14 protein-coding genes and 2 tRNA genes are annotated in these 19,404 nt (G+C 40.3%); 7 read left to right on the top strand and 9 right to left on the bottom strand.

All coding sequences use genetic code 11. From position 1 onward, the window contains the following. Nucleotides 1-22 precede the first annotated feature (22 nt). The gene (locus tag B806_RS0102460; RefSeq protein ID WP_005065993.1) at nucleotides 23-484 is read right to left on the bottom strand and encodes a DMT family transporter; all 462 of its coding nucleotides are present in this window, start codon (nucleotides 482-484) and stop codon (nucleotides 23-25) included. 116 nt (nucleotides 485-600) lie between these two features. Between B806_RS0102460 and hemW the strand changes: the two genes are divergently transcribed. After that, the gene (hemW, locus tag B806_RS0102455) at nucleotides 601-1,755 is read left to right on the top strand and encodes a radical SAM family heme chaperone HemW (RefSeq protein ID WP_017385675.1); all 1,155 of its coding nucleotides are present in this window, start codon (nucleotides 601-603) and stop codon (nucleotides 1,753-1,755) included. Nucleotides 1,756-1,800: 45 nt separating this feature from the next. On the opposite strand, the gene B806_RS0102450 is transcribed toward hemW, so the two are convergent. Further along, on the bottom strand, nucleotides 1,801-2,556 hold the full coding sequence (locus tag B806_RS0102450; protein WP_017402570.1) for an SDR family oxidoreductase: 756 nt from the start codon (nucleotides 2,554-2,556) through the stop codon (nucleotides 1,801-1,803). A 112-nt stretch (nucleotides 2,557-2,668) separates the two neighbouring features. On the opposite strand from B806_RS0102450, the gene B806_RS0102445 reads away from it, so the two are divergent. Beyond that, nucleotides 2,669-3,565 (top strand): LysR family transcriptional regulator, encoded by an 897-nt coding sequence (locus B806_RS0102445; protein WP_017385677.1) that lies wholly within the window; start codon nucleotides 2,669-2,671, stop codon nucleotides 3,563-3,565. 63 nt (nucleotides 3,566-3,628) lie between these two features. Here the strand turns inward: B806_RS0102445 and B806_RS0102440 are convergent. From B806_RS0102440 to B806_RS0102425, 4 genes are all read right to left on the bottom strand, one after another. Continuing rightward, a tRNA-Lys gene (locus tag B806_RS0102440) sits at nucleotides 3,629-3,704 on the bottom strand. A 22-nt stretch (nucleotides 3,705-3,726) separates the two neighbouring features. Further along, nucleotides 3,727-3,802 (bottom strand) — tRNA-Lys (locus tag B806_RS0102435). 232 nt (nucleotides 3,803-4,034) lie between these two features. Continuing rightward, complete coding sequence (locus B806_RS0102430) at nucleotides 4,035-5,876, bottom strand: long-chain-acyl-CoA synthetase (RefSeq protein WP_017385678.1); 1,842 nt, start codon at nucleotides 5,874-5,876, stop codon at nucleotides 4,035-4,037. A gap of 191 nt (nucleotides 5,877-6,067) precedes the next feature. Further along, nucleotides 6,068-9,391 carry an Rne/Rng family ribonuclease gene (locus B806_RS0102425; protein ID WP_017385679.1) on the bottom strand — a complete coding sequence of 1,108 codons (3,324 nt, stop codon included), beginning with the start codon at nucleotides 9,389-9,391 and terminating at the stop codon, nucleotides 6,068-6,070. A gap of 721 nt (nucleotides 9,392-10,112) precedes the next feature. Here B806_RS0102425 and B806_RS0102420 point away from each other — a divergent pair. The 4 genes from B806_RS0102420 to B806_RS0102405 all read left to right on the top strand — a co-directional run bounded on the left by B806_RS0102420 (nucleotide 10,113) and on the right by B806_RS0102405 (nucleotide 13,141). Further along, entirely contained in the window at nucleotides 10,113-11,045 is a 933-nt protein-coding gene (locus tag B806_RS0102420; protein WP_017385680.1) for an RluA family pseudouridine synthase, read from the top strand. Continuing rightward, nucleotides 11,042-11,716 carry an HAD-IA family hydrolase gene (locus B806_RS0102415; protein ID WP_017385681.1) on the top strand — a complete coding sequence of 225 codons (675 nt, stop codon included), beginning with the start codon at nucleotides 11,042-11,044 and terminating at the stop codon, nucleotides 11,714-11,716. The genes B806_RS0102420 and B806_RS0102415 overlap by 4 nt, the downstream gene beginning before the upstream one ends. 74 nt (nucleotides 11,717-11,790) lie before the next feature. Continuing rightward, nucleotides 11,791-12,486 carry a YafY family protein gene (locus tag B806_RS0102410; RefSeq protein WP_002114898.1) on the top strand — a complete coding sequence of 232 codons (696 nt, stop codon included), beginning with the start codon at nucleotides 11,791-11,793 and terminating at the stop codon, nucleotides 12,484-12,486. Nucleotides 12,487-12,535: 49 nt separating this feature from the next. After that, the gene (locus B806_RS0102405; RefSeq protein ID WP_017385682.1) at nucleotides 12,536-13,141 is read left to right on the top strand and encodes a glutathione S-transferase family protein; all 606 of its coding nucleotides are present in this window, start codon (nucleotides 12,536-12,538) and stop codon (nucleotides 13,139-13,141) included. Nucleotides 13,142-13,199: 58 nt separating this feature from the next. On the opposite strand, the gene B806_RS0102400 is transcribed toward B806_RS0102405, so the two are convergent. Beyond that, nucleotides 13,200-13,877, bottom strand: coding sequence for a DUF1345 domain-containing protein (locus B806_RS0102400; RefSeq protein WP_017402569.1), 678 nt, complete (start codon nucleotides 13,875-13,877; stop codon nucleotides 13,200-13,202). Nucleotides 13,878-14,142: 265 nt separating this feature from the next. Beyond that, entirely contained in the window at nucleotides 14,143-15,048 is a 906-nt protein-coding gene (gene hcaR / locus B806_RS0102395; RefSeq protein WP_005066014.1) for a DNA-binding transcriptional regulator HcaR, read from the bottom strand. A gap of 653 nt (nucleotides 15,049-15,701) precedes the next feature. Between hcaR and B806_RS0102390 the strand changes: the two genes are divergently transcribed. Continuing rightward, on the top strand, nucleotides 15,702-16,754 hold the full coding sequence (locus B806_RS0102390) for an MBL fold metallo-hydrolase (RefSeq protein WP_005066015.1): 1,053 nt from the start codon (nucleotides 15,702-15,704) through the stop codon (nucleotides 16,752-16,754). 66 nt (nucleotides 16,755-16,820) lie between these two features. On the opposite strand, the gene katG is transcribed toward B806_RS0102390, so the two are convergent. Continuing rightward, entirely contained in the window at nucleotides 16,821-18,977 is a 2,157-nt protein-coding gene (gene katG, locus B806_RS0102385) for a catalase/peroxidase HPI (protein WP_017402568.1), read from the bottom strand. Nucleotides 18,978-19,404: the final 427 nt, after the last annotated feature.

Here is a 19,404-nt window from a genome sequence, read left to right as displayed (position 1 = left end):
CTTTTTAAATATAAAAATGAAGCTAACGTTGCAAAGTGAGTAACACACCGACAAAGATGATCACGCCACCAAGAAACCGTTGCCATGTAACAGGTGTCTTTTCTGTACCTAACCAGCCAAAATGGTCAAGCAACATTGAAATGAGCAATTGCCCAAAAACGACTAGCCCTGTAAAGGTTAAAAAACCAAGTTTAGGTGCAGTATAAATGCTCATGCTAATTGCATAAACCCCAAGGAATCCTCCTGTCCAAAGAAGCCATGGAATATTTGATATTTCACTTAAAGAGGGCTTTTCGGCACTTTGGAAGAAAACCATAACGGCTAAAACAATAGTACCTATGAAAAATGATAATAAAGCTGCCTGCAAGGGTGAGTGTAGTTGCTCGCGCAGTTGAGCATTAATTGCAGTCTGAAAAGCCATGGCAACACCGATTCCCATAGCTAGAGGTAAGATCAGGAAAAGTTGACTAGAGAATTTCATCATTTTTATCAATATTTAAGTATGTTTAAAAACAGTCTAAAGCAATTAAGGTATGTTTTCATAAGCCCATTGATGCAGTCATGTTAAAATAGAAATATTGTGTAAATTGGACCTGCTCCTTGGCCGTATTAAATCCTGCTTCTGTTCCTTTATCTTTATATATCCACATGCCTTGGTGTGTGCGTAAATGTCCATATTGTGACTTTAACTCGCATGCCGTACCAGATGGAGCGCTTTCGGCAGAACTCGAGCAAACCTATTTAAAAGCATTGGTGGTCGACTTTGAAACTCAAGTTGAGATGGCTCAGGGACGTTCAATTCATAGTGTATTTATTGGTGGTGGAACACCTTCACTTATTTCTGCTAAAGGCTATGCGTGGCTGTTTGAACAGCTTAAGTCATTGCTCAAATTTGAGGATGGCTGTGAAATCACCCTAGAGGCAAATCCCGGAACACTAGAACATGACCCGTTTGCAGGCTATTTAGAAGCAGGTATTAACCGTTTATCGATTGGTGTGCAGACTTTTAATACAGAGCACTTGCAAAAGCTTGGGCGTATTCATTCAGCCAACAATGCTATGGATGCAATAGAGCAGGCACGACAAGCAGGCTTTAAGCGAGTTAATGTCGATTTAATGCATGGCCTACCTGAGCAAACGCTAGAGCAAGCACTTTATGATTTAAAGATGGCTGTAGAGCATGGCGCGACACATATCAGTTGGTATCAACTGACTATTGAGCCAAACACAGTATTCTTCCGTGCGCAGCCCGTTTTACCTCAAGATGAAGTGCTGGAAGAAATTCAAGAGCAGGGTGAGGCTTATCTAAAAGCCAATGGTTTTATAAACTATGAAGTATCGGCTTGGCGTAAAGAGCAGCCTTCAGCTCATAATTTAAATTATTGGGAATTTGGTGATTACCTTGCAATTGGTGCAGGAGCACATGGCAAAGTAACCCGACCAGATGGCGTGTATCGTTTCCAAAAGACTCGTTTACCGAAAGACTATTTGGCTAAGGTTCCAGCCGAACATTTGCAAATGAAAAAGATTGAAGCAGAAGAGCTACCTTTTGAGTTTATGATGAATGCTTTACGTCTAAATGATGGGGTAAAAGCTGAGTTATATGAGCAGCGCACAGGTTTAAGCCTAAATCACTTAAATGAAGTACTCACTTCACTACGAGCTAGAAAGCTATTGGTCGATGATCATTGTCGTTTGGCTTGTACTGAGCAGGGACATATTTTCTTAAATTCGGTACTAGAAGAGTTCTTATAAAGAAGCAAATTAAAAAGCCGCACATTGAGATGCGGCTTTTTGATTTTAGCGAGTGGTATAGCCGCCGTTTGCAAAAATAGTCTGTCCTGTAATCCACCAACCATCAGTTACCAAAAAGCGAACTAGAGGTTCAATATCTTCAATTTTGGTAAGCCCACCTAAAGCTGAAGCTGATTTATGGTAAGCCACTGCTTCGGCAGATTCCTGACCATAAAAGAAGGGAGTATCCATAGGCCCAGGTGCAACAGCAGTCACAGAAATCTGACGATCACCAAATTCTTTTGATGCAGCACGTGTGTAATGCTCAACAGGTGCTTTTAAACCTTCATAGGTTGAATAGAGTCCAGTGTAGGCTGCAAGAAGAGAAGTCAAGATTGAACAAATCTTGCCGCCGTCATTTAAATGACGACCTGCCGATTGAATAAAGAAATAGGCAATTTTTGAGTTGATATCGCTCATGCTATCAAACTCTTGTTCGGTGGTATCTAAAAAAGATTTCTTTAAAACCTTTCCAACTGTATTAATGGCAATATCAATTCCGCCAAAATGCTGCTTAGTGTCTAAGAATAGCTTTTCGATATTATCAATATCCGTTAGGTCTGCCTGAATTAAAACGGCATCTACACCGAATGCTCTTACATCTGCGAGCGTCTGTTCAGCATCTCCTTGAGTTTCAGCGCTATTGTAGTGAATCGCGATTTTGGCGCCTTGTTCTGCAAATTTACGGCTAATCAGTCCACCTAAGTTTTTTGCGCCGCCTGTAATCAATACAACTTTATCTTTAAGAGTATGAGTTGCCATGATGATTGTTCCTATGATGACTTGTTTTAATGTGTTTTTAGTCTAGATTGGCGGTAATTTTTGATCAATTATGCTAGTTTGGTTTAACTATTCAGAAAATACGAACAATTAAATGGATCGGTTGCAGCAATTTTTTATTTTTACAGAAGTCGCTAAACGACAAAGCTTTAGTGAAGTGGCAAATCAGCTTGATTTACCTCGCTCGACAGTAACGAACGCAATTCAACAGCTAGAAACTCACTATGGGGTACGCTTATTTCATCGAACTACGCGTAAAGTTAGCCTTACCCAAGATGGACAACGAATATTACCTGAGTGTCAAAATCTATTATTTGATTATGAACAGCTCGAACAGCTTATACAGGCACAAAAGCAGCATTACCGTGGCACGCTAAAAATTTCAATGCCCAGCCGAATCGTACACCAAGTGATTATTCCTGAACTTCCCGATTTTTATAGTCGCTATCCAGATATCCATTTACAACTTCATAGCTCTGATGACATCACTGACTTAATCGAGAAAGGAATCGATTGTGTTGTTCGGGTGGGGCAGCTAGATAATAGTAGTTTAATTGCGAAGTTCGTTGGTAACTTGATTATGGTGAACTGTGCAAGTGCTGACTATTTAGAACAGTACGGTATTCCTGAACAATTAGAAGATCTATCTCAACACAAACTCATTAACTATGCAGGAGCCGTAGGAGAAAAACAGGGCGTATTTTTATATCAAGATGGAACTGTGATGATGGATAGTGCTTTAAGCGTAAATAATACGGAAGCCTATATTGCAGCGGCTATTGCAGGTTTGGGAATTATTCAACTTCCATACTACGATGTTCAGGATAAAATCGAGCAGGGAACTTTAGTTGAAGTACTAAGCGCCTATACTGCTCAATCACTTCCACTTAATATTTTATATCCGAATAGAAGTTATATTCCTAAACGTTTGGAAATCTTTATGGAATGGGCTAGGGATATTCTATATAAGAAGTGCATCGTCATCTTTTAGTCATAAAACTAAAATACATTAACAATAAAAAAAGCCTCTCGAACTGAGAGGCTTTTTAGAATTTGGTGGGTCGTCCGCGACTCGAACGCGGGACCAACGGATTAAAAGTCCGCTGCTCTACCAACTGAGCTAACGACCCAAATAGGTTCAAAACAGATAAGTGGTGGGTCGTCCGCGACTCGAACGCGGGACCAACGGATTAAAAGTCCGCTGCTCTACCAACTGAGCTAACGACCCTGAGCGAGGATTAAGTAAAACAATGTTTTACCCGAGTGCAAGAGAAAATCTATGATTTTCTTAAGCAATCAAACTCGTATTGACTCAGAGAGAAGTAATACTTCTAAACACTGTATCGTTTTGATGTCGCGTATTTTAGCAAGTTATTCAACTAACACAAGAGGAAATTTAAAAACATTTGCATGATTGCCTATAAAAAGCACGATTTCCTCTTGTTTAGCTAAAAAATGAACTAAAAACGGTATTTATATGCCTGAATGTTGTCAAAAATTTCAGTTGTGATGTCACAGTAACTGCTTGCACCAGGCAATAAAGCGAGTAAACGTTCAGAAGTTTTGCTTGGATTAAACGCATCTTCCTTCAATTTATTCTTTTGGTACTTAAAAGTACCTGTAGTTTCAACTTTAGTTTGTATACGTAAAAACACTGGTACCGCATAAGCAGGTAAGCATTTTTTAAATACAGTCACCATTTCTGTTAAGTCAGTGTCATTTAATTCAGCACCATCAGCAAGCGTGATTGCTGCCATACCTGCACGACCATTGGTATTTGGAATTTCTACGCCGTAAACCACAGCTTCAGCGATCTTGTCATATTCACACACCATGTTTTCAACTTCGGTGGTAGATACATTTTCGCCTTTCCAGCGGAAGGTATCACCTAAGCGGTCAACAAACTGAGCGTGACGGAAACCAATATTACGAACAAGATCACCTGTGTTGAAATATGAGTCACCTTTTTTAAAGACATCTTGCATAATCACAGATTTGTTCTTTTCTGGGTCAGTATAGCCATCAAATGGAGAGCGACTGGTAATTTTACCTACCAATAAACCGACTTCACCTGCTTTAACTTTTTTGCACCAGCCATTTTTATCGCGTACAGGCTCATTCTTTTCTTTATCAAATTGAATGACTGCATACGGCATAGGGGAGAAGCCTACCGTATTATCAAAGTTGAAAATATTACTAAAGCCGACATTGCCTTCACTTGATGCATAAAGTTCAAGAACTTCTTCAACACCAAAACGTTGTTTGAATTTATCCCAGATGTTTGGACGCATGCCGTTACCAATCATTTTGGTTACACGGTGAGCACGGTCAAGCTCTGTAGTTGGAGCATCCATCAAGTAACGGCAAAGTTCACCTACATAACCGATTGCAGACGCATTGAACTTCTGAACATCTTTCCAGAAAGCACTGGTTGAATATTTACGTCGAATGGCAAGCGTAGAGCTTCCTGCAATCACACCACACCAGCACACCACCACACCTGTTGCATGGTACAGCGGCAAAGTGACATACATCACATCATCTGGGCCAAGGTTTAAAATGTGGCCGTAAGTGCCATAGGCAAGTGTCCAGCGGCTATGTTTAAAAATAACTGCTTTTGGTAAGCCCGTTGTACCCGAAGTATAAATATAAAACAGACCATCATTTCCATGAACAGAATGTGTGGTTGATGGATTGAATTTCGGGAATTGATCAATTTCTATTGCAAGATTGGCATAACCTTGAGGTGCTGTTCCTGCATCTTGACGAGTAGCCTGATCTGCAAACCAGTGGAAACGGTCTTTAGGAACGTTTAAGTCTTGACGAATTTCATCGATTGCAGCACGGACCTCTTCGCCCGCAATGACTGCAATTGGTTTTACAAGATTGATACTATGAGCGAGAACTTTACCGACTTGCGATGTATTTACAAGCGCAATCGTTACCCCAATTTTAGCTAAGCCCACAATAGTGGCAATAAGCTCAGAACGGTTCTCAACCATTACGGCAATCACATCGCCTTTACGTGCGCCGAGAGATAAATAATAGTGAGAAATCTGGTTAGCCCATTCATTTAAAGCTTCATATGAGTAACTTTGATCTTCAAATAATAAAGCAATACCTTTCGGATTTCGCTTAACAGCTTTCTCAAAAGCTACACCTAATCCAGTTGGTGTATTTGCTGTTCTTAAATAAGCCTGTTTAAGACCATTCAGGATATGGGGTACTTTGGGAATAAAGCTAGGAAGTCTAGTGGCAACATCCCCAAGCGTAATGATATCGGTCTGTGTTGTCTGGCTCATATCAATCCTATTTATTTTTCGATCAATCCAAAAAAGGTTGCGTTGGCAAAAGTACAGTATTTTTCATGGTTCACCATGCTTTTAAAACTTTTCTTCTAGTGCAATCAACCTAATTGGTTAAAAATAACAAAAAAAACCTAGTCATCGAAATGACTAGGTTTGTTTAAATTAGCTGCAATTGAGCAAATGATTTACTCAGCTACAGGATTTACTTTCTTTGGTGGACGGCCGCGAGGGCGACGAGGACGACTTGGTTTGTCCTTATCAGCTTTAGAATCTTCCGATTCACTCTCGGCAGGAGCTTCAGTTGGCTCTACAGCTTGTTCTGTAGCTGCTTTGGCTTTTGCAGCTGCTTTTGGCTGTTTTGTAACCGGAGCTTCTACTACAGGTTTAGCTGGTGTCTCTTCTACATTAGCTACTACTTCAACTTGCTGATCAAGCTCAAGCGGTTGTTGTTTTGATTCAACAGGTGCTTGTGTTTCAGCAGTAGGAGCAACAACGGCTTCTTCCACAGTCTCAGCTACAGGGGCAGCTTCTTCTGATGCAGAATGTTGTTGTTTAACTTGCTCAAAAGCTTGTTCAGCTGCAAGTTTCGCTAAACGACGGCGTTCACGCGGATCATTAGCAACTCGTGGTGTCGCTTCTTTTGGTGGCGTCAACGGAAGTACTGGCGCAGGTTCTGTTTCTTGTGAAGGCTTATTGCTTGGAAGCTCGGCATCACGAGTAACAGGCTTTTTGTCTTCAGCTTCAGCTGCGACTTCAGTCACTAGAGTACTTGCGTATTGCTCTGCAAATTTCTGCAATGCACGATTGAATGTTGGAACTAAACCAAACTGTTCAATCAGCACTGTGCAGTCTTCACCGTAAACATGACGGATCAAGCTGCCAATTGTATATTGCGCCAACGTTGGAATTTGCGATGGGGCAATTGATGGTGCAGCAGCTTTAGCACGTTTTGCATTGCGTTGTTCACGGCGACGCATACGAGGATCATTACTTGCACGTTGAACTTGCGGTTGAGTTTTCTCAGCTTTTGGTTGAGGAGCTTCTGCTTCAGCAGTTACCGTCTCTTCCACTGCCACAACTGGTGCTGGAGCTGATTCTTGAGTAGCTTCAACAACAGGTGATTTTTCAGTGCGTTCAACAGGTTGCTCAGGGGTTAAAGCAATAATTTCGCTTTGTGCTTGATCAACATTGATGACTAAGGCTGTATTCATGACTTCATGCTGTGGAGCATCAATCAAATCAACCTTAATTTGTTTTTCATCAACAACTGCTGGTGCCGGCGTATTTTGATTTTCATTTAATACGCTTGGATCGCGGTGGCGATTCGGACGGTTTGGACGTTGTTGGTTATTACGGTCACGACGTGGTACAGCATGTTCAGCTTGTTGCCCATCATTTTGATGTTGTGCATGCGGCTGGTCTTGCTGTTGACGCTTTTGTTGACGTTTTAATTCACGTTGCTCTTGGCGTGATAACTGTACAACCTCTTCATGAACCTGTTGTTGCTGTGGTTCTTGATTGTGGTGGTGCTGATGTTGTTCACGTTGCTCTTTGTGCTTACGTTTTTTGTTGTTTGGACGTTGCTGTTGTACTTTATCGTCTTTCTCAACATTCTCACGTGTTTCCTGTTTAACAGGAGATTGAGAAATATAGGCATTGTTAGATGGAGCCGAAGTAACTTCAGCAACAGCTGGTGCTACAACTTGTCCAAACTGCCCACGGCTAACAGCGCCTGTATTCACCATTTGTTCAATTGCGGCAGCAGCATTTTGTGCTGAGCGAGATTGATCAACTGTTTGAGCTTGTTTTTGAACAAAAAGGTTTTCTAACCATGCACATGGGCTTGCTGCTTTTTGAGCGCTTGCCTGAGCAGCAGGTTGAACCGCTTGATTGACTTTCTTTTGATTAGCTGCGTTATTGGCAGCAGGGGCTGCATGAGTATGGCCATGATCAGCTTCTTCTAAATGCCATTCAGAAGATTCATAACCTAACTCTTTTTCACTTGAACGAGTTGCTTCAGTACGTTCGTAGCTAGATGGGGCAAACCCATCTGGATTGTACTGAATTTCGTAGTGAGGGGTTTCTAAGTGCGGGTGAGGTAAAACAGTCACACGAACACTAGAAGTTTGTTCTAAATAAACAAGACTATGACGTTTTTCATTGAGCAAGAATGCTGCAATTTCAACAGGCACTTCTACTTGTACTTCACCATGACGTTCACGAAGCGCGATCTCTTCTACTTTACGCATAATAGAAAGCGAAAGTGAGCGTAAGTCACGAACCATGCCTGTACCATGACAGCGTGGGCACACATAACCTGTTGCTTCTTCAAGAGATGGACGTAAGCGTTGACGGCTCATTTCCATTAAGCCAAAACGAGAAAGTTGGCCAAACTGAATACGTGCGCGATCGCTTTGTGTTGCTTCACGAAGTTTTGCTTCAACCATACGTTGGTTGCGCTCTTTAGTCATATCGATGAAGTCGATTACAACTAAACCACCAATGTCACGAAGACGAAGTTGGCGAGCAATTTCTTCTGCTGCTTCTAAGTTAGTATTCAGCGCAGTTTCTTCAACGTCATGTCCACGAGTCGATTTCGCAGAGTTAATATCGATTGAAACTAAAGCTTCAGTCTGGTCAATCACAATTGAACCGCCAGAAGGAAGTTTTACTTCACGTTCATAAGCAGTTTGAATTTGACTTTCAATACCAAAATGAGCAAACAATGGCTCGTTTAAAGTATAAGTTTTAAGTTTGTCTAATTGACGAGGCATCACTGCTTTAACAAAGTTATAAGCTTCATTATAAGCCTGTTCGCTATCAATTAAAATTTCTGCAACATCATCACGTAAATAATCGCGGATAGCACGAGTAACAACACCAGCTTCTTGATGAACCAGCATTGGAGAAGGACCAGAGCTCGCTGTGCCTTGGATTTGTGCCCAAAGGTCAAGCAAATGCTGTAAGTCTAACTGTAATTCTTCTTGGGTACGGCCAATACCAGCGGTACGTACAATAACGCTCATACCACGTGGTAAATTTAAAGAAGCTAGAATTTCTTTTAACTCTTCACGTACAGAACCTGAAATTTGACGACTAATACCGCCACCTTTCGGGTTGTTTGGCATAAGAACCAAATAACGTCCTGCAAGTGAAATAAATGTAGAAAGGGCTGCACCTTTATTGCCACGTTCTTCTTTTTCGACTTGAACAAGTAATTCAGTACCTTCAGTGATAAGTTCACGAATGTTTGAAGTTTGTCGTGGGTCTGCTTGGAAATAACTGTTAGCAATTTCGCGCATAGACAAGAAGCCTTGACGGCCTGCGCCGTATTCAACAAAAACAGCTTCTAAAGAGGGTTCTACGCGGGTTACATGGCCTTTATAGATATTGGATTTTTTCTGTTCTCGGGTACGATTCTCTAAATCAAAATCGTAAAGACGATTACCAGTGATAAGTGCAACGCGGACTTCTTCTGCGTGAGTTGCATTAATCAACATACGTTTCATGGGTGTGACACCTAATAGTGACCCACACAAACATATCGCACAAACTTAAAGGTTCTGAACGAACATCGAACATGACGGATCATTTCCCAGATCTCAAAATATTTGTGGTCTGAGTCATCTGTTACCGGCTACATTTAGCCTTAGCTTCGATTCTCGTCTGTGATGTAGGCAATACTGCTTCAACCTTTAAATCGGACTTCCTTAGTGCTTCACTGGCGGGTGAGCGGTGCATTGGTTAATGACTTTCACTGTCATTGGGCGCGAAGTGACTTCTTTTTGGAAGTTTGATACGGAATGCTCATCGTATCGGTGCTTTCGGCAGTTCCAATGCATCAACGCTTTAGCCTGAAGGCAACATTAAGGAGCGATTTGTCTGATGTGTATCAGTTTACGTTCCATAACCAACTAGAGTTGGTAACATATTTTTTTGAACAAACTGAATTAAACGCAACAGTTTGTCATTTTGCCGATATAATAAGCCTTCGGCGTCGGCATAATTCTTTAGGACCAATCCGAGCTGGTGATGAAAGCATCATTTTGATTGAGGTTTCAATCAGGGAAATTCCCTATTAGATGTTCACTTACGGCGGTATCCGTGCGCTGACTATATCAAACCTTGCAGCATCTGCCTATGGGCTAAGCTTAGATTTCTTGTGAAAAAACTAAGCTAATCGGTCATTTATTAATCAAATTTAGCAAAATTTCAGGTTTAAATATTAGTATGAATTCTACACAGCAATGGCAAAGTGTCACTTGGTTTGAGGTGGATGAACATCAAGCAGGACAGCGAATTGATAATTTCCTGTTTTCGCGTTTAAAGGGTGTACCTAAGAGTCGTATTTATCGTTTGATTCGTGAAGGTCAGGTTCGAATAAACAAAAAACGTATTAAAGCTGAGACCAAATTAGAGATTGGAGATCTGATTCGTGTTGCACCTATTCGCTATGAACAAAAGGATGAAACCGCTGCTCCTGTAAGTGACAGTGTAGCACAGAGCCTACTCAGCCGTGTGGTCTATGAAGATGAAGGACTGTTAGTCATCAATAAACCATCAGGTATTGCTGTACATGGTGGTAGTGGTGTGGCGTATGGTTTGATTGAGGCTTTACGCGCCGCGACAGGTAAAAAATATTTAGAACTGATTCACCGCATTGACCGTGATACCTCTGGGCTGGTCATGATTAGCAAGAAACGTAGTACTTTAAAGCTGCTACAAGATATGTTGCGTGAGCACAAAATTCGTAAGACTTATGCAGCGATTGTAAAAGGTCAGGTGAGTCTTGATAAACAACTCATTGATGCTCCTTTATTTCGTTACGAGTTAGCCAATGGCGAGCGTCGTGTACGAGTGTCTAAAGAAGGTAAGCCAAGTAAAACCGAATGGGTGGTTGCAGAGCGTTTTAAAAATGCCACTTTAGTTCATGCATCGCCGTTATCAGGCCGTACTCATCAAATTCGTGTCCATGGTTTAAGTATTGGACATCCGTTGTTGGGTGATGATAAATATGGACATACCACTGAGTACGTAGGTCCGCAGGCAAGACGTTTATGTTTACACGCGATGCGTTTAGATATTCCGGGTTATCCACCGATTGAAGCGCCGTTGCCAGAAGACATGACCCAGTTATTAAAGGCTTTGAGAGTAGCAAAATGAGTCTGAAAACCGAATTAGTAATTTTTGACTGGGATGGAACTTTATATAACTCTGTTGGCCAGATTGTTGCGAGCCTACAACATGCAGCAGAGCAACATGAATTGTCTCTAAGCGATGAAGCTGCAAAAAGTATTATTGGGTTAGGCTTGCCTGAGGTGATGCAGACCTTATTTCCAGAAGCGCCAGAATTGCATGACTCGATCTTAAAGGCATATGGCGATCACTATATTGCGAACTCGACTAGTGACGCATGGTTTGAGGGTATTTCTGAACTACTCCGTGATTTAAAAGCCCAAGGTTTAAAGCTTGCAGTTGCAACGGGTAAAAACCGCCGTGGGTTAGACCGTGTAATCGCAAAAACACAAAGTACTCATCTTTTTGATGTGACTCGGGCAGCCAACGAAACACGTTCAAAACCAGATCCGCTCATGCTGCAAGAAATATTGACTGTAACTGGTGTGAATGTTGAGCAAGCGGTTATGATTGGTGACAGCAGCTATGATCTTGAGATGGCACAGCGTTTAGGGATGCCGCGTATCGGAGTAGGCTATGGCGTACATTCGATTGAAGTTCTGCAAAAGTTCCAACCTTTAACGATTGTTAAAGATGTACAAGAGCTTCACAGCTTTTTGAGAGGGTATGCTCAGTTACCTACTGTAGATGTCGCTTAAATTGAAATAGTATTAAAGAGGGAATACGTTCCCTCTTTCTTTAAGCTGAATAACAAAACAATAAGAAGAGAAAAATGAGCCGTTCAATTCGTCTATTAAATCTTTTACAACAGCTCCGTGAAGCCCGTTACCCAATCACAGCACAAGTCTTGGCTGAAAGCCTAAACATTAGTGTTCGAAGTGTCTATCGAGATATTGATAGCTTACGTGAGCAAGGTGTAAGAATTGATGCCTCAGCAGGCTTAGGTTTTCAGCTTAAAGAAGACATCTTATTACCACCGGTTACTTTTAATGAGAATGAAGCCGAAGCTCTATTTTTAGCTTTAGAGTGGTTGAAAGACGTTCCAGATCAGGCAATGAAATCGGCAGCCGTTTCAATCTATTCTAAACTTTATGCAGTTCTACCTGAGCACCGGAAATATTTGATCGATGACATGACGCTAGGCGTTACACATTACTGGCATCCGGTTGATGAAGCTTTAGTAGAACAAGTACGTTTAGCGATTCGTAAACAAGTAAAAATAAAAGTCGATTATTGCGATGAACAAAAACGGTTAAGTGAACGTTCACTTTGGCCTTTTGCTTTAGGGTATTTACATGACAAAGTTGTACTTGCTGCTTGGTGTGAATTACGGCAGGCATTTCGCCATTTTCGGATAGATCGTATCCATGACTTGCAAATGAGTGAGGAAATATATCCTGAATTTAAAAAACATCTGTTTCAAAGGTGGTGGAAACAAGAAATGCAAAGGACTACTGACAAAAACTGACAAAAGTTATTTGTAAACTAGGAACTACGATAAACAAGGAGCAATAAGAATGAGCCTTAAACTTTATACTAACAAAGAGTCGCGTGGTGTAGTTATTGACTGGCTTTTGGTCGAGTTAGGTGTTGAATGTGAACGAATTGAAGTCGCATATAAGACTGAAATGAAGTCACCTGAATATCTAAAACTTAATCCTTTTGGAAAAGTGCCGGTATTGGTAGATGGCGATGTAGTGATTTATGAGTTGGGTGCAATCTGTGCATATCTAGCCGACAAGTTTAGTGATAAAGGTTTGGCACCAGCCTTGAATGATCCAAAACGTGGTTTGTACTATCGTTGGTTATTTATGATGGCGGGCCCTTGGGAAGCTGCAGGTGTTGATAAAGCTTTAGGCATAGAAGTATCACCTGAGCAAAAAATGTTTGTTGGCTATGGCGATTACAACGATGCTTATCAAGCTTTAGTTCAGGGATTGAGTGAAGCGAATCCGTATGTATGTGGTGAGCAATTTACCGCAGCAGATATAAGTGTGGGAGCAATGCTTTTATGGCAGTTAAAAATGAATGCGATTGAATCACATCCTGCTATTACCCGTTATGTTGAAACAATCAAACAGCGTGAAGGCTTAAAACAAAGTACTATGGGGCAACTGCTGTAAACCTAATATTCTTAAAAGTCACCCAAAGGGGTGGCTTTTTTGTTTTCAAATAAAGGTTTTAATTGGTAAGAAAGCCAGCAGCAACGTTAATACAAATCGCTAAAATGGTGGTATTAAATCCAAAAGACAACACAGCGTGAAATAAGTTTAAAAGACGCATGTGCTTGGTGGTAATTGACACATCCGCAGTTTGAGCAGAAGTACCAATAATATAACTAAAATATAGAAAATCAGGATAAGTTGGCTGTTTTGTACCAGGGAAATCTAACCCTCCATTTTCCTCATTTCTAGATAAAGCCATATAAAAATCATGGGCATAATGTAGAGCAAAAACGGTATGCATAAAAAGCCATGCAGACACAATGGTGAGTAAAGCTAAAGCCACATGACCTAACTTTGCAGAACTGTCGGAAGGGAGTTGTGACAGTTGAATTAGAATAGCAACCAAACACATGATTAATGCTAATAAAACAATCAGCATAATGACCCATTTGCTTTCATCTTGTTTTTTAGCTTGCTGTTGCATTTGTGAATGGTCGGCACTTTTCATGAGTTGCCAAACATGTAGTAAATATATGCTAACGGAAGCATTCCAGCTGACTAATAAAATAGTTGACCACTTCCATGATGTTAACCATGTCAAAATACAGGCTGTGACAATACCTATGAATAAAGCAATAAAGAAATGTGGGCGGTTTTGTACACTACGTCCTAGATGTTGAAATACGCCAACCATTTTCCTAGTCTCCTTTATTACACGGGAAATATATTATTTTTATTAAATGGTGAAAATAATATATGGTTTTATATAGATTTTATTTCAATTCTTTTCATTTATATTCATCAGATATTTAATTTTACCTATTAGATAAAATAGGATATTACCGCGGATTAAACTGTTTATAAAAAGTATAAAATAAATAGAAGGAATATTTATTTATACTTTTTTATAAAGATGATCTTATTAATCATGCGCTTAATAATAAAATTATTCGTAATAATTAAGCGTGGTTTAAGTTTTTATCTAAATGAAATACTTTAGTGAGCTGGTCAATGAATTTTTGAACGCCTAACGACTGTGAGTTTTTACGATAGTTTACGAATAAATCAAGTGTTGGTAAGTCGACATCAAGTGGACGAACTATCGTGTTTTTGATGCCTAAAGGCGCAACGTAGGCAGGTAAAATTGTACAGCCTAATCCAGAACCAAGAGAGTTAATGTTGAACAATATGCTGTCTGCTTTTTGAACAATATTCAGTTCGATGTTATGAGTTTTAGCGAAATCTAAAATAGTGTTATGTAAGGTTTGTGATTGTTCGGCTGCCGGGATAATAAAGTCAATACCTTGTAAAGCATGGACTGGGATTCGATCATATTGAGCAAGTGGATGATTTTTAGGAAGTAAGAAAATCAGGGGTTCAGTTAAAACAAATTGGCTTTGAATTTCATCACTATCTGTATTTTCACGAGTAAACGTAATGTCCAGCTCTCCTTTTTTTAAGGCTTTAAGCTGTTCAGTATTGTTTAAATTAGATAGTTCAATAGTAAGGTCGGGGTGTTGTAGTCGAAGATTAGGAAGTACATAAGGGAAAATTTTCATTTCTGCGATGGGAACGAAACCGATACGTAACAATTGCTGTTTAGCCTTAGAAACTTGTCGTGCCATAGCGACCGCTTTTTCAGCCTGAGCGAGGGTGAGTCGAGCATGTTCTAAAAATACTTCGCCTTCTTCTGTTAACTCAACTTTGCGTTTTGTGCGGTTTAAAAGTCGTACACCAACGTCTTCTTCTAAATCTTTAATTTGTTGGCTAAGAGAGGGCTGTGCAGTAAAAAGTTTAAGAGCGGCTTTACTAAAATTTAATTCTTCAGCAACGGTAATGAAATATCGGAGATGGCGTAGTTCCATAAGACTAATCCAAAAAATGTCTTACTATGATTTAAGTGAAGTATAAAGCATAAATAGATATAGCGTGAAGGTGATTTAGGTATTTATAAAATAAATGGAATTTTAATTTTCATTAAAGATTTAATATAGGAATATAAGCTCTAATAATTCATAAAATATATTAATAATTAAATAATAAATACATTATTTTTAATTAATCAAAGAATTTTTTAAAGGATTTAAATATTCATTTAAGAAATTCTCATATTATGCAAAAACTAGAATAATAAAATAAATTTATAACCTAGAGGTCGCTAAGATCTACCCAAATGTAATTGTTACTAAATATATTGTTTTCATTGCACAGAAGAATCTTAAGTTAAAAATTACGGGCGACAAAGATGAAATAGACAGGTTCTATGGCGGCTTTCGGCATCTTCTAATTGTTATGTTATACAAGAAGTCTTAGTAAGAATGGTAATTACTGACGCATAAACTCAACACATCTAAGTGCTTTTTATGGCACTCTAATTTAACTTAGGTTGGCTATGACCACGATAAAATGGATATTTATATGATAAATAAGTGTAAGTGCCATAGCTTAATTTGTTTTAATCGTTAAGATAGAAACCTGATCACATCCATTCTGCTGATGCTAAAACATAGAAAAGCCCATGAAAGACAAGCCGACATTAACATATCAATTGCCGACTCAGTCCTGTTGGACGCATACATGGATAAAACCTCCTTTTTGTCATCCCGAGTCTGGGCATGAAACGGATACACGTTTTTATAATCAACAGCCTAAGTCACCTGCTCGTGGCTCAAAAGAGTTATTGCGTTGGTTAGTTACGCGTGAGTCTTTTACATGGAAAGTGGATATTCAAAATGAATATGAAACTCGTGTAAATACGGCTGTAGCTTTGCCGCAAAATCGACCTCAGGCAGATCTGGATGATTGGCAAGTCTGGTTCGTTGGGCATGCAACGGTATTGGTTCAGATTGGCCCTTATAACTTTATTACCGACCCAGTGTGGTGTGATTATGCAAGTCCTTCACAAGGGCGTGGCCCACGCCGTGTATGCCCGGCAGGTTTTGCACTAGAACAATTACCGACGATTCATGGAGTTTTGCTCAGCCATAATCATTATGATCATATGGACTTGGCGACACTTGAATGGCTACATAAAAAATTCGCAATGCCAATTTACACTGGACTCGGGAATGGTTTTTATCTACCTAAAGAGTTCCATGTCATTGAGATGGATTGGTGGCAAGAAATTCCCTATCACGAATTAAGAATAATCTATACACCTGCACAGCATGGTTCAGGTCGTGGTTTACGCGACCAGAATAAGGCACTTTGGGGCGGCTTTTCGGTCGTGGCTAAAACAGGTCATTGTTTCTTTGCGGGTGATACCGGTTATGCGGGTCATTTTAAGCAAATACATGCCCGTTATGGCGCACCGCGAGTTGCCTTACTTCCAATAGGTGCGTATGAGCCACGTGAACTGATGAGCTATGTTCATATGAACCCGCAAGATGCGCTACATGCGCACTTCGATTTACAGGCTCATCGTTCTATTGCGATTCATTATCGAACTTTCCAGTTGACTGATGAAGACCGAGAAGACCCAGAGCATGCTCTAGCGCAGGCAATTAAAGCTTCTTCAAAGCTTGCAAATCCTTTTTATTGCATTCGGGAAGGACACAAACTGACTGTTTAAAAAACGATGCTTGATATTAAAAAAGCCAGTTCAAATTGAACTGGCTTTTTACTATTTTGACTTAAATTAAGCTAAGTCAAAACGGTCAAGATTCATGACTTTAGTCCATGCAGCAACAAAGTCTTGAACAAATTTTTCTTTACCATCTACCTGAGCATAAACTTCGGCTAATGCACGTAAGATTGAGTTTGAACCGAAGACTAAATCATTACGTGTTGCGGTAAATTTTACTGCGCCTGTTTTACGATCTTTACCTTCAAATACTTCGCTTGTTGAGTCAACAGGTGCCCATACAGTAGACATGTCGAGTAAGTTCGTAAAGAAGTCTGTGCTAAGTACACCAACTTGCTGAGTGAATACGCCGTGTTGTGAGCCATCCCAGTTGGTGCCCAGTACACGTAAGCCACCAATCAATGCAGTTAACTCTGGTGCAGTCAAAGTCAGCTGTTGTGCTTTATCAATTAATAATGCCTCAGTTGTTGCGCTGACACCCTCTTTTTTCCAGTTTCTAAAACCATCGGCAAGGCCAAGGAGTAATTGGAAAGATTCGACATCAGTTTGACTTTGTATTGCATCAACACGACCAGGAGCAAATGGAACGCTAATATTGAAACCAGCCGCTTGAGCAGCTTGCTCTACACCAACGTTACCTGCAAGCACGATTAAATCAGCTAATGATAATTGAGTAGATGCTTTGAGTTCTTCAATTTTGCTTAAAGTCTCAACTGCTTTTTTATTTACGTCCCATTCACGTTGTGGCGATAAAGCAATACGTGCACCATTTGCACCGCCACGCTTGTCTCCACCACGGAAAGTTGATGCCGAAGCCCAACCAAGGGAAACTAGCTCACCAGCAGATAATCCCAATGCAACAATTTTTGCTTTTGCATCATCTATGCTAGCAGCAGATGGTATAGCGCTGGCAGCAGGTAATGGGTCTTGCCAGATTAAATCTTCAGCCGGAACTTCAGGACCTAAGTAACGTGCTTTTGGACCCATATCACGGTGAGTTAACTTGAACCAAGCGCGAGCAAAAGCATTGGCAAATGCTTGTGGATCGTTAAGGAAACGACGAGAGATCTTTTCAAACTCAGGATCAAAACGTAAGGTCAAATCTGTAGTAAGCATTGTTGGCTTACGTTTAACTGATGGGTCGAATGGATCTGGAATGATTGCCTCAGCATCTGCTGCTACCCATTGAATTGCACCAGCAGGTGAGCGCTCTTGTACCCACTCATATTTGAATAGGTTTTCAAAGAAGTAGTTGCTCCATTGTGTTGGTGTTTGTGACCAAATTACTTCTAAACCTGAGGTGATTGCATCTTTACCAACACCAGTGCCAAAACTGTTTGACCAGCCAAAGCCCATTTGTTCAATTGAAGCTCCCTCAGGATCAGCCTGAACATGGTCAGCAGAGGCAGCGCCGTGAGTTTTACCTAAAGTATGACCGCCTGCGATTAAGGCAACAATTTCTTCATCATCCATTGCCATATTGCCGAAAGTCGCGCGAATAAATGGTGCAGCTGATTTAGGGTCACCGCTGGCTTGTGGGCCTTCAGGGTTTACATAAATTAGACCCATTTCGGTTGCAGCTAGATTGCTGCCTTCCAATGCTTCAGAGTTGCGATGAGCTAACCATTCTTTTTCATCGCCCCAGTTTACATCGTTGTCTGGTTCCCAAACATCTTCACGACCTGCACCAAAACCGAAGGTGCGGAAACCCGAAGATTCAAGTGCGATGTTTCCAGCAAGAATAAATAAATCTGCCCACGATATTTTTTGACCGTATTTTTGTTTAACTGGCCATAATAAGCGGCGCGCTTTATCTAAGCTTGCATTGTCAGGCCAACTATTTAATGGCGCAAAACGTTGTTGACCACGACCAGCACCACCACGACCATCGCCCATGCGATATGTACCGGCAGCATGCCACGCTAAACGAATAAATAAGCCTGTATAATTTCCCCAATCGGCTGGCCACCAATCTTGAGAATCGGTTAATACATTTTTGATATCAGCTTTGAGGGTGTAGTAGTCGAGTTTTTTAAATTCTTGACGGTAATTAAATTCTTTACCGAGTGGATTAGAGCGTTCTGAATGTTGGTTGAGTAGGTCGATGCGTAGTTGTTTTGGCCACCAGTGTAAACTAGGCGTGCCACCACCGACCGTTACCTCTGATTTTGATTTATGGCCTGAAAAAGGGCATTTTGATTCGTCTGACATGGTTATATTCTCTCTGGGTAATAATTATTGAGCTCTTCGTAAAATGTTAGGGCTCATTTTCCTGGACTTCTGGTTTAAAAACTCATGTTTACTAAATAAAGAAATGGGAGAACAAATGGTGAGAGAAACCGTTTAAAAGTCTTTTCACTGAGATGTCGGCCATTATTTTTTATTTAATAATGCATCAGATTCCTTTACTTGTTATTCCTCCAATTTACTGCATGAAGGTTAAAAAACAAGAGGAAAAATAAGATGAAACTTGTAAATAACGATGCATAGAATTACCTCTTGAATTGTTGGAACAACGTAAGATCTTTTAATAACGCTCTGTAAATATACTAGGAGTAGGAGTCTTATTTTTCAAATGGATTAAACTGTCAATATTAATTTAAAAAACCGATTATATGTTTGTTTAAAAGATTAAGAT

The sequence above is a fragment of the Acinetobacter sp. TG2027 genome (assembly GCF_000302435.1).
In the GTDB taxonomy this organism is placed as follows: domain Bacteria; phylum Pseudomonadota; class Gammaproteobacteria; order Pseudomonadales; family Moraxellaceae; genus Acinetobacter; species Acinetobacter pittii.
Note: the sequence above shows the minus strand (reverse complement) of the source record. Positions and strands in the feature narration are given on the sequence as shown.